Below are 15,392 nucleotides of genomic sequence, written 5' to 3' on the forward strand. Positions count from 1 at the left end.
TTTTAGTAATTACTTTTTCTGTTATCCAGTTTTTTAATAAATAACTGCCTTAAATTCAATCCCGAAGGTTCGGAATAAAAAGCTTGGTTGGCTTGTGAAAATTTTATAATTTTGCCAGCCAATTTTATTATGTAAATTAAAGAAGAAGATGGATATTAAAAGAGTAGCAATTGATGCTGTAACTGAAACCATTGTAATGACTGTGGTACACATGGATTACAAAGGACAAGTAGCCAAAAGAATCAACGAAAAAATGCCTTTGGCGCAAGTAAAAGGATTTAGAAAAGGGGCTGTGCCTAAAGACTTAGTTGAAAAACAATACGGAAAAGCAATTAAACAAGAAGAGGTTAAGAAAGTTGTTGACTTGGCTTTAGAGCGTTATATTCAATCTGAAAGATTAAATCTTCTTGGAACTCCACTTGCTAAAGTAAACGAAGAATTGGATTGGTCTGCTGAAGAATTGACTTTTGAATTCGAAATTGGTTTAGTGCCAAACTTCGAATTAGACTTAGATGCTAAAAACGATATCGTAAAATATGTAGTTACTGCTGATGATAAATTAATCGACGGTCAGGTAGCTCGTATCCAAAAACAATTTGGTACTGCAATTCCTCAGGAAGTTGTTGAAGCTACTTCTGACATCAAAGGAATTTTTACTAACGAGGCTGAAGGAATTGGTAACACAACTACTATTTCATTAGATATTTTCAAAGACAAAGCTACTGCTGATAAATTCATCGGTAAAAAAGTGGGTGATGTTGTTACTGTAAACACTAGTGGTTTATTTGAAGACGATCACCAATTGATGGATTACTTAAAAGTAGGTCATGATAACGTTCACGGTTTAGCAATTGATGTAGATTTCGTTATCGAGGCTATTAGTGTTTCTGAGCCAGCTGAATTGAACCAAGAGTTATTCGACAAATTGTTTGGAGAAGGAAAAGTAGCTTCATTGGAAGATTTGAAATCAAAAATCAAAGAAGATGCTGAATCTCAATTTGCTCAACAAGCGGATCAAAAATTATTAGGTGACGTTACTGAGTTTTTAATCGAAAACACAAAATTCGATTTGCCAGCTGAATTCCTTAAAAAATGGTTGCAAACTGTAGGTGAGAAAAAATTATCTCCAGAAGAAGCTGAAGTAGAATATGCACGTTCTGAAAAAGGATTGCGTTTCCAATTAATCGAAGGAAAAGCATTGGCTCAAAATGATATCAAAATCACTTTTGAAGACTTAAAAGAATTCACAGCTAAAAACATCAGAGTTCAAATGGCTCAATTCGGGCAAACAAATCCTACTGACGAAGAAGTTCAGGGAATTGTAGCTAGAGTTTTGTCTAACCAAGACGAAGTAAAAAGACTTTCTGATCAGGTAGTTGCTGAAAAATTATTGGAATTGTTCAAACAAAAAGCAAACCCAACAACTAAAGAAGTGACTTACGAAGAATTTATTGCTGCTTCTTACGGAGAATAAATAATTTCGGGAATAGCTGAAGGCATTAGCCAAAAGTTAAAAAAATAGTTATATTTGAGCGTCAGAAGTTTTTTTGACGCTCTTTTGTTTTAAATTGTTTCAGGAGCAAAATCCAGCTATACGCTACAAGTTTTTTCATCCGTTTCAGTTTTTAAAATTCTTGAAAGAGCTTCCTCCGGTCGCTTTACAAGAATAAAAAAATAAAAAACGGATTTCAAAAAGCTTTTCGCTGCAAACGAAGTTCACTGAACTCCGCTTAAAATAGAAGACAGGTGAAGTAATCTGGGCTAAAAAACAAGACATAATGGCATTATTTGTAAAGAGGTATAACCTTTGTACAAGTACAACAGAACGAGATATAACGTAAAACTTAGAACAAATAAATATGAACTACGGTAAAGAATTTAAAAAGTTTGCTACAAAGCACCAAGGAGTAAATGCTATGTATTACGATAAAATCGTAGCGGCAATGAATCCTACTAATATGACTCCATATATTATTGAAGAACGTCAGTTGAATATTTCGCAATTAGACGTTTTCTCAAGATTAATGATGGATAGAATCATTTTTCTGGGAACAGGAATTGATGACCAAATTGCAAACATCGTTCAGGCACAATTACTTTTCTTAGAAAGCGCTGATGCTTCTAAGGATATTCAAATTTATTTGAACTCTCCGGGAGGAAGTGTTTACGCAGGATTAGGAATTTATGACACCATGCAATACATCAAACCTGATGTAGCAACTATTTGTACAGGAATGGCAGCTTCTATGGGAGCAGTATTGTTATGTGCAGGTGCGGCAGGAAAACGTTCGGCTTTACCACATTCAAGAGTAATGATTCACCAACCGTCAGGAGGAGCTCAAGGAGTTGCTTCGGATATGGAAATCAACTTAAGAGAAATGTTGAAATTGAAAGATGAGTTATACAGAATTATATCTCACCATTCAGGACAAGAATTCGATAAAGTATATGCTGATAGTGAACGTGATTACTGGATGATTGCTGAAGAGGCAAAACAGTACGGAATGATTGATGAGGTTTTAAAAAGATAATTTAGATGGAAGTTAGAAGCTGGAAGCTGGGAAAAAAACCTAACTTCCAACTTCTAACTTCTCTCTTCTAACTTAAAAAGATGGCAAAAGAAGTATTAGAATGTTCGTTTTGTGGAAGGAAAAAGCCAGAAACCAATTTATTGATTGCTGGAATTAATGCGCACATTTGCGACAGATGTATCGAACAAGCTCACGGAATTGTTCTGGAAGAATTGAAATCAAGCGGAAGTTCAAAATTAGTTGGTGATTTGATTTTGCAAAAACCAAAAGAAATTAGAGCTTTCCTGGATCAATATGTAATCGGACAAGACCAGACTAAAAAAGTAATGTCGGTGGCGGTTTATAATCACTACAAACGTTTAATGCAACAGCAATTGGACGATGAGGTAGAGATTGAAAAAAGTAACATCATCATGGTGGGACAAACAGGAACCGGAAAAACATTGGTGGCAAAAACTATTGCTAAGATGTTAGATGTTCCTTTGGCTATCGTGGATGCGACAGTTTTAACTGAAGCAGGTTATGTAGGAGAAGATGTGGAAACTATTTTGACACGTCTTTTACAGGCTGCTGATTATGATGTGGCTAAGGCGGAACGCGGAATTGTATTTATTGACGAAATAGATAAAATTGCTCGTAAAAGCGATAATCCATCCATAACTCGTGACGTTTCGGGTGAAGGTGTACAACAGGCATTATTGAAATTATTAGAAGGAACAGTTGTAAACGTACCCCCAAAAGGAGGACGTAAACACCCAGACCAAAAATTTGTGGAAGTAAACACCCAAAACATTTTGTTTATTGCCGGTGGTGCTTTTGATGGAGTAGAACGTATTATCTCTAAACGTTTGAACCGTCAGGCTGTGGGTTATTCTACGTCAAAAAATGAAGACAATATTGATAAGGAAAATCTTTTGCAATACATCATTCCAAAAGACATCAAAGATTTTGGATTGATTCCGGAAATAATTGGCCGTTTACCGGTGTTAACGCACATGGATCCTTTGGATAGAGAAACATTGCGTTCTATTTTAACACAGCCTAAAAATGCTTTAATCAAGCAATACCAAAAGTTATTCTTAATGGATGATGTGGAATTCACTATCACTAATGAAGCTTTGGATTTTATTGTGGACAAAGCATTGGAATATAAATTAGGAGCTCGTGGATTGCGTTCACTATGTGAGGCTATCTTAACTGATGCTATGTATGAATTACCAAGTTCTGATGATAAAATATTAGAAATTGATGTAGATTACGCTAAGGAAACTTTGAATAAAAATTTATTGAAGCGTTTAGAGATTGCTTCTTAAATTTTAGATTTATAAATTTTCAACCCCGTCTCGTTTTTTAGAACCAAACGGGTTTGTTTTTTTATTTGAAGTTATCTCTTTGTAAAAAACACCAGATATTTTTTTTTATAAGCGATAGATTGTCGATTTTTGTCGCTTCTAAAATCAATATAGATTAAAAATGGCAATTGAGGATAAAGAGATTATTTTATTAAAAGTTTCTGGTCAGGATAAACCAGGGGTAACTGCTGGTTTAACATCAGTTTTGGCAACCTATAATGCCATTGTTTTAGACATTGGACAAGCCGATATTCATGATACACTTTCTTTAGGAATTTTGTTCGAAATCGAAGCGGGTTCTTCTTCAGCACCGGTTTTAAAAGACTTGTTGTTTAAAGCCTATGAATTAGGAATCAAAGTAAAGTTTATCCCAATTACAATTGCAGATTACGAAAGTTGGGTAAAAGCACAGTCTAAGCAACGTTATATTATTAATATTTTAGGTGAAACATTGGCTGCGGCACAACTGGCTGCGGTGACTAAAATAATGTCCGACCAAAATCTAAATATTGATTCGATAAAAAGATTAACAGGAAGAACTTCGGTTGTAGAAACAGAAATTTATCCTCGTTCCTGCGTGCAATTATCCGTTTCGGGAGAAATTGTTGATAAGAGTGCTATGGCGGCAAGTTTTATGGAAATTTCCAGAACCTTAGATGTTGATATTTCTTTCCAGGAAGATAACATTTATAGAAGAAACAGACGTTTGGTGTGTTTTGATATGGATTCTACCTTGATTCAAACCGAAGTAATTGACGAATTGGCTGAATTAGCCGGTGTGGGTGAACAAGTGAAAGCTATTACTGAATCGGCGATGAATGGTGAGATTGATTTTAGCGAAAGCTTTAAGAAGCGTATGGCTTTGTTAGAAGGTTTAAGTGAAGATGTATTGCATAATGTGGCCATCAATTTGCCAATAACAAAAGGAGCACATCGATTGATGAAAGCCTTGAAATACTACGGTTATAAAACCGCTATTTTGTCGGGAGGATTTACTTATTTCGGTCATTATTTGCAAAAAGAATTAGGTATTGATTATGTGCACGCCAACGAATTGGAAATTAAAGATGGTAAGCTGACAGGTAATTATATTGGTGAAATTGTTGATGGTCAAAAGAAAGCTGAATTTTTACAGGCTATTGCTGAAAAAGAAGGTATTCATATCAACCAAACTATTGCTGTGGGTGATGGAGCAAACGATTTGCCAATGATTAATTTAGCGGGATTAGGAATTGCTTTTCATGCGAAACCTACAGTAAAAGAAAGTGCAGCCACTTCTATTTCGAGTCTGGGACTTGACGGAGTTTTGTATCTTTTAGGTTACCATGATCGTCATATTGATATGATGGACAATATCTAAACAACATAAATATAACATTTTCAAAACCTTAGTTCAAATTTGAACTAAGGTTTTTTTTATTCCGTTAAATTTAAAATTGTATTTTTATAATACGAACTCAAAATAGAAAACAATGATAACAGTTCAAACAAAAATTCAAGCTTCCATAGATAAGATTTGGGATCTATGGACATTGCCGGAGCATATTATCCAGTGGAATATGGCTTCTGAAGACTGGCACACACCTTTTGCAGAGAATGATTTGAAAGTAGGTGGTAGATTTAAATCGACTATGGCTTCAAAAGACGGGACAATGAGTTTTGATTTTGTTGGAACTTATTCCGCTATCTTAGATAAAAAATTAATCGCTTATACTATCGAGGACGGAAGAGTGGTAATTATCGTTTTTGAGGAGCTGGAAGATGGGTTTGAAGTCAGGGAATATTTTGAACCGGAATCCGTAAATTCAGAGGAATTACAGCATCAGGGGTGGCAAGCTATATTAGACAATTTTAAAAGGTACGTTGAAAATAATTTGAGCTAAATTCAATAACGATGGCAAAACAAATATGGCTTAATCTTCCGGTAAAAGATATTAAGCAATCGAAGCTGTTTTTTTCTAAACTTGGTTTTTCTTTTAATGAGCAACACGATACGGAATATTCAACTTGTTTGTTAGTAGGGGAAAATAATTTTGTAATCATGCTTTTTGAAGAAACGATGTTTCAGGATTTTATAAAAAATAAAGTAACTGATACCCAGCAAAGTTCAGAAGTGTTGATTTCAATAGATGCTGAAAGTTGGGAAGAAGTAGATGCAATTGCCTATAAAGTTGAGGAAGCTGGAGGAATCGTTTTTTCAAAACCGGCTTTAAGTCAGGGTTGGATGTACGGCTGTGGTTTTGCTGATTTAGATGGACATCGTTGGGGAGTTTTGTATATGGATTATAGTAAATTGTCTTAATATAATTGAATATGGAAACATTAACTTTTAAGGTTGAAATTCAGGCTCCCAGAGAAAAAGTATGGTCAGTTTTGTGGGAAGATGCGAGTTATAGAAAATGGGCTACTGTTTTTTGTGAAGGAACTTATGCTATAAGCGATTGGACTGAAGGGAGTATTGTTCAGTTTCTTACACCAAACGGCGAAGGAATGTACAGTGTTATTGAGGAGAAAATTGAAAACGAATATATGGCTTTCAAGCATTTGAGTATGATGAAAAACTTTGAAGTTTTGCCTGTTGATGCAAATCAGGAGTGGGTTGGGGCAATAGAAAGCTATCGATTAACAAGCAGTAACGGGATAACGGTTCTAAAAGCTACGGTGGATACGGTCGATAAATATGTTGACTATTTTAACACCAGGTTTTTAAAGGCATTAATGATAATAAAAGAACTTTCAGAGGAATAATCATAATTTAAAATTGGAATCATGACAACAATTAATCCGTATTTAATTTTTAATGGCAATTGCGAAGCAGCTTTTTTGTTTTACAAATCCGTTTTTGGAGGGGAATTTCCATATATCGGAAGGTTTAAAGATATGCCTGCGGGCGATAATACTCCTGAATTATCCGAAGAAGAAGGAAACCGAATCATGCACGTTTGTTTACCAATTGGTCAGGCTGTTTTGATGGGAAGTGACAGTAATTCAGTCAGTGGTGATGTTGTTTTTGGAGGGAATGTTTCAATTTCGATTAATGTAGAAAATAAGCAGGAAGCCGATCGAATTTTCAACGGATTGTCAGCAGGAGGAAATGCTTATATGCCGATGGCTGATACTTTTTGGGGTGCTTATTTTGGAATGTTTACCGATAAATTTGGAATCAATTGGATGGTGAATTTTGATAAAAACGAAAAACAATAAGCATGAGAATCATTAAAAAAATAGTATTTGGAATTTTAGCTTTCATCGTTTTACTTTTAATAGTGGCTTTGTTTATTCCAAAGGATTATACGGTTTCCGTTTCGACAATTATAAACCAACCCAAAGCAGTGGTTTTTGATTATGTGAAACTAATTAAAAATCAGGAGGAATATAGTGTTTGGGTGATGCAGGATCCTAATGTTGTAATGACTTATACCGGTGTTGACGGTACCCAAGGGTTTAAAGCAGCTTGGAATAGTAAAGATGATAATGTGGGCGAAGGCTCACAGCAAATTGCAAAAATTACTGATGACAGAATTGATGTCGATTTACATTTTGAAAGACCAATGAAAGGCGATGATAAAGCGGCTATCATTGTAGAAGCAGTTTCAGAAAATCAAACGAAAGTTACCAATGAATTTTATGGTCATGCCGCTTATCCAATGAATTTAATGTCTATTATAGGGAAGAAATTTATAACAGACGCACAAACTCAAAACTTAGCCAATTTGAAGAAAATATTGGAAGAATAAATTCTTTTTGTAAAATATATAGTTAAAAACCTTAATTCAATGAGTTAAGGTTTTTTTATAAAATCACTTTTTCCTGCATGTTCTTTAACTGTTCCAGGTAATCTCTTTCATTAGATAATCTCGGGATTTTATGTTGACCGCCTAATTTATTGTTGTCTTTTAGCCAATCGTAAAATAAATTTTCTCTGGCAACGTTAATTACCAAAGGATTTAGTGTCATGTTGTTGTAACGTTTGGCTTCGTAATCAGAATTTAGGCTTTGCAAAGTTTCGTCCAAGGCTTTTTGAAAAACTATCATATCGGCAGGCTTTTTCTTGAATTCAATCATCCATTCGTGTGCTCCTTTTTCTTTTTCTTTCATGAAAATGGGGGCTACCGTATAATCGACAATTTCGGCATGAGTGATTTGGCAGGCTTTGGCTAAGGCTTGATCGGTGTTTTCGACCATCAATTCTTCACCAAAAACATTGATGTGATGCTTGGTTCTTCCGGTAACTCTGATTCGGAATGGATTTAGCGAAGTAAAACGAACCGTGTCGCCCACTAAATAGCGGAATAAACCCGAATTAGTAGTAATCACAACAGCATAGTTTTTATTCAATTCCACATCGGCCAGACGGATAGTTTTTTGTTTTAACGTTCCAAAAGTATCCATTGGAATAAATTCGTAGAAAATTCCGTAATCCAGCATTAGCAATAAATCACTGGAATTATTTAAATCCTGGATGGCAAAAAAGCCTTCGGAAGCATTGTATATTTCGTAATATTTAAATTCTTTTTTAGGAAGTAAGTTTTGGTATTGTTCGCGATAAGGATTGAAACTTACACCTCCGTGGAAATACACTTCGAGGTTAGGCCAAATTTCGAACAAATTCCCTTTGCCCGTTTCTTCTAGCATTTTGTTCATCAAAACTAACATCCACGAAGGCACACCGGCAAAACTGGTTACATTTTCTTTTTTGGTTTCGTTGATAATGGCAGCCATTTTAGATTCCCATTCGCTCATTAACGAAATTCGATTGCTGGGAGTACTGCTAAATTCTGCCCAAATAGGCATGTTTTCAATCAATATTGCTGATAAATCCCCAAAAAAACTATTGTTATCTTCATAGATTTGAGAGCTTCCTCCCAGGCGTAAACTCTTGCCTGTAAAAAGTTCAGAGTTTTCATTGTTGCTCAGGTACAGGCACAATAAATCCTTACTGCCTTTGTAATGGCAATCTTCGAGAGCTTCGTTGCTTACAGGGATAAATTTGCTCTTGGCATTGGTAGTTCCGCTTGATTTTGCAAACCATTTGATAGGTGATTCCCAAAAAACATTCTGTTCTCCCTGACGTGTTCTCTCTATTAAAGGTTGTAATTCTTCGTAAGTAGCAATCGGAATTCTTTCTGCAAAAGTAGCATAGGAATTAATCGAAGCATAATCGTATTTTTTACCTAAAATCGTATTTTTTGCCGAGGAAATCAAATTCATAAGTAATTCTTCCTGAACCTCATTAGGGTATTTCAGGAAAAGTTCAATCTGATGGATTCGTTGTTTTAAAACCCAAGAGGCGAATGAATTGATAAGCTGTGTTGGCATTTTTAAAAAATTGGGTTATGAAATTTAGCTTAGGAGTAATAACTTTACCAAAAATAGGAAAATTTACGAAATAGCAAACTTAAAAAAACTAATCTTAATGCAATACGAAGGAGTGCTTACTAAAATGGAAACCGAATACGGAAACCCGATTCAATACTACTTGGTTTTTGAGAGTAGTTTTTTGAATGTAAACCAACTATTAGATAAAAATATTGCCATTAATTTTGTTGGTTTCCAATGTTTGAATTGTGGTAAAAAGAAAAAAATATTCCGTCAGGGTTTTTGTTACGATTGCTTTTATTCGAGTGCCGCTGTGGGTGATTGGATTATGAAACCTGAATTGAGTACGGCACATCTTGGAATTGCCGATAGGGATTTGGCTTATGAAGAAAAAGTACAGTTGCAGCCTCATATTGTGTATTTGGCATTGTCAAGCGAAGTAAAAGTAGGCGTAACCAGAAAAACACAAGTTCCTACGCGATGGATTGATCAGGGGGCCAATGAGGCGATAGCTATTGTAGAAGTTCCTAATCGTTATTTGGCAGGAATTACGGAGGTGGCGCTGAAAGACCATTATGCCGATAAAACCAATTGGCGCAAAATGTTAACGAATGATATTGAAGCAGTCGATTTAGTTGCCGAACGATTGAAATTGCAGGATTTAATTCCGGCTCAAGTTCAAGAGTATTTTTATTCGAATAAAAATGATTTGTACCAAATGGATTATCCTGTTTTGCAATATCCTTCTAAAGTTAAAAGTTTGAGCTTAGATAAAACCCCAAATTACGAAGGGAAATTAATCGGGATAAAAGGACAATATTTGTTATTTGAAGACGGAACTGTTTTTAATGTTCGTGGTTCGGAGGGTTATGTGGTGAGTATTGAGGTTTAAAAAGATTTTTATTAAGGATTCTTTCTTTTGATAAAAACAAACAAGCCGTTTCAAATTTTATTTTGAAACGGCTTGTTTGTTTAAAAAATTAAAGTCATATTAACTTGCATTATGTAGAAATACTTCTGCAGGAATGCTAAAATAGTTTTTTAGTTTCTGAGCCATTTTTAAAGTGATTTCTCTTTTCCCTGAAAGAATAGCTGAAACATGACCTTTACTTCCTATAATTGCTTCAAGATCTTTTGCTTTTATTCCCATTTCCTCCATTTTATATTTAATTACTTCTAAGGCATCGAGTTCAGGTAATTGATAATGTTTTTCATCATAATCTTTTATCAAAACAATCAATAAATCCAATTCGTCACTTTCAGCTGTATTGGGTTCTGTGTTGAAGATTTCCATCATTCGTATTGAAGCCTTATTGTAATCGTCTTCTGTTTTTAATACTTTCCAGTTCATAATTAAATCTTTTTTTGTAATGATTTTTATTCGACAAAGATAATTAATATTGTTAATCTGGTAAATTTTGTTTTGGTTTAAATGTTTGAATTTCAGTAGGTAGTAAGGCTTTGTGTTAGATAAAAAATAAACAAGCCGTCTCAAAATAGTAGTTTGAGACGGCTTGTTCGTTTAAAAAAGAGTATTGCTAATTCGTTTTTGTAGTATCCGCTACTTTTTTCTTTTTATTGAAAAGATTGTTCAATAAATCAGTAGCTTTTGCTTTTACCTCTTCTTTAGCTTTAGTTTGTGCTTCAGCCTTGGTGGCTGGAATAACTGTTTTAGTAGTGTCTCCCGCTTTTTTGTTTTTATTGATAATATCAGTTAGGGTTGAGGTTCCCTTGCTGACTAATTTAGCTTTTTGTTGCTGGATTAACTGATTGGTCAAATTAGTAGCTGCAGTTTTTAAATCGGTGGTGATTTTAGGTTTCGAAAAACTACCGGTCAACATTGCGTTAATCGGAATGTTTTCCAGTTTTTGAGCATCGGCAGCAGATAATTTCGAAATTAACGCATTGGCTTCTGTTCCGAGATATTTGGCAGGAACATTGAATTTGATGTTGTAATTCATACTTTGGTCAAAACCATGTGTTCCGCCAATATTAGCTTGAATGTCCTGGTATTTGATAGTGAAAGGTTTTACATTTACTTTTCCGTCTTTGAATGTAATAGCAGCTTTTAAATCGTTCAAATTGATTTTACTCATGTCTAAGAATTTAATATTCGAAGTCAGAGCTGTCAACAGCGTCGAATTACTGGAATTGATGGTCGTAGAAAGAAATTGACCTAATAAATCTCCTGTGATGGTTTTTAAATCGGGAGTGAGTTCATTAGCATCCAGATTTCCATTTAATTTGATGGTCGAATTGATTTTTCCATTGACAATTCCGGCAATTGGAGCCAGTTTTTTAAGCATGTCTAATTGCGTAAAAGATTGTGCAATGTCAACTTGGTTTAAACCTAAATTCATATCGAATGTTGGTGTTTTTTCTTTGGTGGAAACGGCACCGTTTAAACCAATAGAACCACCAAAAATGTTTGTTTTAATATTCTCCATCGTTAGTTTTTCGTCTTTAACGATTAATATTCCGGAAACATTTTTCAAGGTTAAATTATCATACAATACCGTATTGGCTTTTGCAGTAAGCGTACAATCTAAGAAAGCGGGAATTTTCATAGCTTCGGTTTTCTTTGCTTTTGTATCGCTGGTTTCTGTTTTTACAGCTGCTGTTTTTGGAGTTTCTTCCGAAGTTACAAAATCATTAACCGCTAATTGATTGGAAGTCAGGTTGAAGTTTCCTTGCAGGTTTTGATTTTTAAATATAAAACCGTAGAAATTTTCTAAAACACCCGTAACACTCAAATCGCTTTTTCCGGTCGAAGCATTAAATTGTTTTAAGTTCACTCTTGACGGATTAAATACAATGGCAGCGTTGCTAATGTTCATCGATTTGCCGTTTTCGTCAGTATATTTGAATCCTGAAAGACTCATCGTTCCCGCATTATTGATGTTTTGGTACTGACTTTTCTCTACCGATTGCATGTCAAATTTGGTCGTTACATCGGCTTTTAGAATTCCACTTAGCGGTTTGTCTAATTTGATAGGGTAGGCTTTCGATAGGTTTCCTAAGTTGATTGTTCCTTTTAATGCGGCATCAACAATGGCGTTTTGGGTGACATTTTTGATATTGGCTTTGGCATTAAAAACATCCTGATCGATACGGAAAGAAAGTTGGTCTAAGTTGACATAAGTATCATTTAAAATTCCGGTTTGATTGATGATTTTAGTATCAATGATAATATTTTGAACTGATTTTGGCAAATTAGGATATTGGAAAGAAGCGTTGTTAGAGGCAATTTCGACATTGAATTGAGGTACTGTGGTGTCCGAATACAATCCTTTGGCAAAACCGGCTACAGTAAAATCTCCTGTTGTTTTTACATTATCTAAACTGGAAGCATAAGCCGCTGGAATAACACCTAAGAAGTTTTTAAAGGAAGAAGTAGGTGTTTTGAATTTCAGGTCGTATTCCTGACCAGCATCGACTAATTGAATAAAGCCATCAAATTCCAATGGCAATTGATTGATTAAAGCCTTGTTTTCTTTAAAAGTGTATTTGCTTTTTTCTAAATCGATTCCTAAAACAGCATCCAGTGTCAAAGCTACATGGTTCATGTAATTGACCTTGTCCATATTCAGACTTATTTTGGCAGTTGATTTGGTATTCAAATCTAATTTGGAAGCCGCAAAATCTCCGATTCCTTCGTGGTTTAAACTGTCGATAAGCATTTTTATTTTCGAACTTTCATCAAAATAGCGGAACTGAAAATTTTCTAGTTTATAATTCTGGATATTGAGAGCAAGCGGTTTGCTTTTTGAATCATCAGTGGAAGTTTTATCGTCTTTTATGGCAATGTCATAATTTCCAATCCCATCTTTGTTGAAAATAATATTGATTAAACCGTCTTTAGAACTAATTCCGTCAATATTCATAGGTTCATTATCGCCTTTAAAAAGTTCTTTGATTGACATTTTTAAATTCAGTTCGCCTAATGCAACTAGGGTGTCGCCTTCAAATGGCGCTTTGTTGATGATAGCTAATTTTTCGATGGTAACATTAGCATTAGGAAAGTTTTTAAATAAACTCAAATCGGCATCGGCAAAACTGACTTTGGCATCCACTTTTTGGTTGATAGCGTCAATAATTTTAGCTTTTATCTGATCCTTAAAAAAATAAGGTATTGCAAATAATGATCCTGCAACTAAGAGGATGAAGCTTCCTATAATTATCATTGTTTTTTTTAACATGGCGACGGATTTTGTCTTAATAAAGATGTTCTACTACAAAAATAAAGCATTAGCTGATAAGTAGTTTATAATATTTTCACAATATCTTACAATTTTTACCGGGCAATGCGGGATAAAAAAACCGTTTAAGAATGACTTAAACGGTTAATTGTTTTTTAATAAATCGAAATTTCAAATGGCATCATGGCTTGAACTCCTTTTCGGGATTGGAGCTTTTTTACTTGCTGTAATAGTTGGTAATTTTCGATGCCAATTTCTTCTTTTATGATGTTCTCTTTAGAATTGGCAAAAGGGATTTTAGAAAACATTTCATCAAAATCTTTTTCGTATTCAGGGTAGTTTCGGATGTCATAATTTTGTGTTTTAGACAAACGGGCTGCTTCGACAATTGCTGCGTTTAATCCGCCAATTTTATCGACAAGACCAATTTTTAACGCTTCAGAACCCGACCAAACCCTACCTTGGGCGATAGAATCAACAGCAGCAAAACTCATTTTTCGACCTTGAGCAACGTGGCTTACAAAAGTTTTGTAGATGTGTTCAATTCCTTCCAGCGTAACTGCTTTAAAATTTTCATCCATTGGAACAAAAGGACTATAATTGGCTGCATTTTGATGTGTTTTTACCTGTTCGATATTGATGCCTATTTTTTTTGTCAGCTGATTAAAGTTGGGTAAAATACCAAAAACACCTATAGAACCTGTAATAGTATTGCTTTCGGCAAAAATCGTATTGGCATTACAGGCAATATAATAACCTCCTGAAGCGGCATAATTACCCATTGAAACCACTATGGGTTTTACTTTTTTAGTCAATTCAACTTCTCTCCAAATTAAATCAGAAGTTAAGGCATTTCCTCCGGGGCTGTCAATTCTCAGTACGATAGCTTTTACTTTTTTGTCTTTTCGTGCTTCTTTTAGAGAACGGCGTATAGAGCCTTCGCCAATAGTGTTTACATCGCCTTCGCCACTTTGAATTTCGCCTTGTGCAAAAATAACAGCGATTTTGTCTTCGCTTTCAGAGATAATTGAGGTAGATGTTATTTTACGGGTATAATCACTAATCGAGATTTTATTATAGTCCTTATCAGGATTTATCTTAAGCGCTTTTTTAATGTCGTTATGGTATTCGTCTTCATAAGCAATATGGTCAATTAGTTTTTGTTTTTTAGCCATTTCGGGAGTTCTGGCAAGCAGGCCGTTGGCAATTTGGTTTAAATGACTAGTTGAAATTTTTCTGCTTTTTGAAATATCGGAACAAACTGAATTCCAAATGGATTGCAGCAATGCCGTGGTTTGTTCTCTATTGGCATCACTCATTTTATTTTCTAAGAAAGGTTCAACGGCGCTTTTGTATTTTCCATGTCTAAGGACTTCCATTTTTACACCTGTTTTTTCCTGTAAATCTTTGAAAAACATAATTTCAGAAGATAATCCTTTGAAGTCCATTTCTCCCACAGGATTCAAATAAATAGAATTGGCTACGGAGTTTAAATAATATTCTTTTTGCGAATAGCTATTGGCGTAAGCCATGACAAATTTTCCAGATTTTTTGAAGTTTTCTAAAGCATTTCTCAACTCTTTACTCTGTGCCATTCCTAATTGGGAATTGTTGTTTAAAATAGAAATTCCTTTGATGTTGTCGTCTATCGAAGCCACATCAATAGCGTTAATAACATCCGAAAACCCAATGTTTTTTTCTTCCGAAAAAAAACTCATCCAGGGATCTTTGTATTTGCCGGCATAATCATATTTTACATCTTCAAGATTTAATTCGATTACCGAATTGGTTTTAAGAGCTTCTCCTTCTGTTTCCCCGCCAAAAATTGCAGCGATAAAAACGATTCCGAAAAAAAACAGCATTAGAAACACAAATAAACCTACAACCGTAGCGATAACATTGCTTAAAAACTTCATAATATATTCTTTGAATTTGGAGGTAAAAATATCCGGATTTTTGATTGTTTTTCGAATTGGAATGCGGACACTTTG

At 34.7% G+C, this 15,392-nt stretch carries 14 protein-coding genes; 10 read left to right on the plus strand and 4 right to left on the minus strand.

What is annotated here, in order from left to right:
- The first annotated feature begins 148 nt into the window (after nucleotides 1-148).
- The 9 genes from FDM27_RS00590 to FDM27_RS00630 all read left to right on the plus strand — a co-directional run bounded on the left by FDM27_RS00590 (nucleotide 149) and on the right by FDM27_RS00630 (nucleotide 7,620).
- Nucleotides 149-1,474 carry a trigger factor gene (locus FDM27_RS00590; RefSeq protein ID WP_140484796.1) on the plus strand — a complete coding sequence of 442 codons (1,326 nt, stop codon included), beginning with the start codon at nucleotides 149-151 and terminating at the stop codon, nucleotides 1,472-1,474.
- Nucleotides 1,475-1,859: 385 nt separating this feature from the next.
- Nucleotides 1,860-2,531, plus strand: a complete 672-nt coding sequence (clpP, locus tag FDM27_RS00595; RefSeq protein ID WP_071184812.1) for an ATP-dependent Clp endopeptidase proteolytic subunit ClpP — start codon at nucleotides 1,860-1,862, stop codon at nucleotides 2,529-2,531.
- A gap of 80 nt (nucleotides 2,532-2,611) precedes the next feature.
- A complete protein-coding gene (clpX, locus tag FDM27_RS00600) occupies nucleotides 2,612-3,844 on the plus strand; it encodes an ATP-dependent Clp protease ATP-binding subunit ClpX (RefSeq protein ID WP_071184813.1) in 1,233 nt (410 codons plus the stop codon).
- A gap of 160 nt (nucleotides 3,845-4,004) precedes the next feature.
- Nucleotides 4,005-5,243, plus strand: coding sequence for a phosphoserine phosphatase SerB (gene serB / locus FDM27_RS00605; RefSeq protein ID WP_071184814.1), 1,239 nt, complete (start codon nucleotides 4,005-4,007; stop codon nucleotides 5,241-5,243).
- A 112-nt stretch (nucleotides 5,244-5,355) separates the two neighbouring features.
- Nucleotides 5,356-5,766 (plus strand): SRPBCC domain-containing protein, encoded by a 411-nt coding sequence (locus tag FDM27_RS00610; protein WP_140484797.1) that lies wholly within the window; start codon nucleotides 5,356-5,358, stop codon nucleotides 5,764-5,766.
- A gap of 11 nt (nucleotides 5,767-5,777) precedes the next feature.
- Nucleotides 5,778-6,185: a VOC family protein gene (locus FDM27_RS00615; protein ID WP_071184816.1), complete on the plus strand. Its 408-nt coding sequence runs from the start codon at nucleotides 5,778-5,780 to the stop codon at nucleotides 6,183-6,185.
- A gap of 11 nt (nucleotides 6,186-6,196) precedes the next feature.
- A complete protein-coding gene (locus FDM27_RS00620; protein ID WP_140484798.1) occupies nucleotides 6,197-6,631 on the plus strand; it encodes an SRPBCC domain-containing protein in 435 nt (144 codons plus the stop codon).
- 21 nt (nucleotides 6,632-6,652) lie between these two features.
- Nucleotides 6,653-7,087, plus strand: a complete 435-nt coding sequence (locus tag FDM27_RS00625) for a VOC family protein (protein WP_140484799.1) — start codon at nucleotides 6,653-6,655, stop codon at nucleotides 7,085-7,087.
- Between the two features lie 2 nt (nucleotides 7,088-7,089).
- Nucleotides 7,090-7,620, plus strand: a complete 531-nt coding sequence (locus FDM27_RS00630) for an SRPBCC family protein (protein WP_140484800.1) — start codon at nucleotides 7,090-7,092, stop codon at nucleotides 7,618-7,620.
- A 55-nt stretch (nucleotides 7,621-7,675) separates the two neighbouring features.
- Here FDM27_RS00630 and FDM27_RS00635 read toward each other — a convergent pair whose 3' ends face one another.
- Nucleotides 7,676-9,202: a GH3 auxin-responsive promoter family protein gene (locus FDM27_RS00635; RefSeq protein WP_140484801.1), complete on the minus strand. Its 1,527-nt coding sequence runs from the start codon at nucleotides 9,200-9,202 to the stop codon at nucleotides 7,676-7,678.
- A 97-nt stretch (nucleotides 9,203-9,299) separates the two neighbouring features.
- Here FDM27_RS00635 and FDM27_RS00640 point away from each other — a divergent pair, with 97 nt between their 5' ends.
- Entirely contained in the window at nucleotides 9,300-10,094 is a 795-nt protein-coding gene (locus FDM27_RS00640; protein WP_140484802.1) for a DUF2797 domain-containing protein, read from the plus strand.
- A 99-nt stretch (nucleotides 10,095-10,193) separates the two neighbouring features.
- On the opposite strand, the gene FDM27_RS00645 is transcribed toward FDM27_RS00640, so the two are convergent.
- The 3 genes from FDM27_RS00645 to sppA form a co-directional block, all read right to left on the minus strand.
- On the minus strand, nucleotides 10,194-10,553 hold the full coding sequence (locus tag FDM27_RS00645) for a type II toxin-antitoxin system HigA family antitoxin (protein ID WP_140484803.1): 360 nt from the start codon (nucleotides 10,551-10,553) through the stop codon (nucleotides 10,194-10,196).
- Nucleotides 10,554-10,740: 187 nt separating this feature from the next.
- The gene (locus tag FDM27_RS00650; RefSeq protein WP_140484804.1) at nucleotides 10,741-13,401 is read right to left on the minus strand and encodes an AsmA family protein; all 2,661 of its coding nucleotides are present in this window, start codon (nucleotides 13,399-13,401) and stop codon (nucleotides 10,741-10,743) included.
- A gap of 155 nt (nucleotides 13,402-13,556) precedes the next feature.
- Complete coding sequence (gene sppA / locus FDM27_RS00655; protein ID WP_140484805.1) at nucleotides 13,557-15,317, minus strand: signal peptide peptidase SppA; 1,761 nt, start codon at nucleotides 15,315-15,317, stop codon at nucleotides 13,557-13,559.
- Nucleotides 15,318-15,392 lie beyond the last annotated feature (75 nt).

The sequence above is a fragment of the Flavobacterium sp. GSA192 genome, from assembly GCF_006386525.1.
Classification (GTDB): Bacteria; Bacteroidota; Bacteroidia; order Flavobacteriales; family Flavobacteriaceae; genus Flavobacterium; species Flavobacterium commune.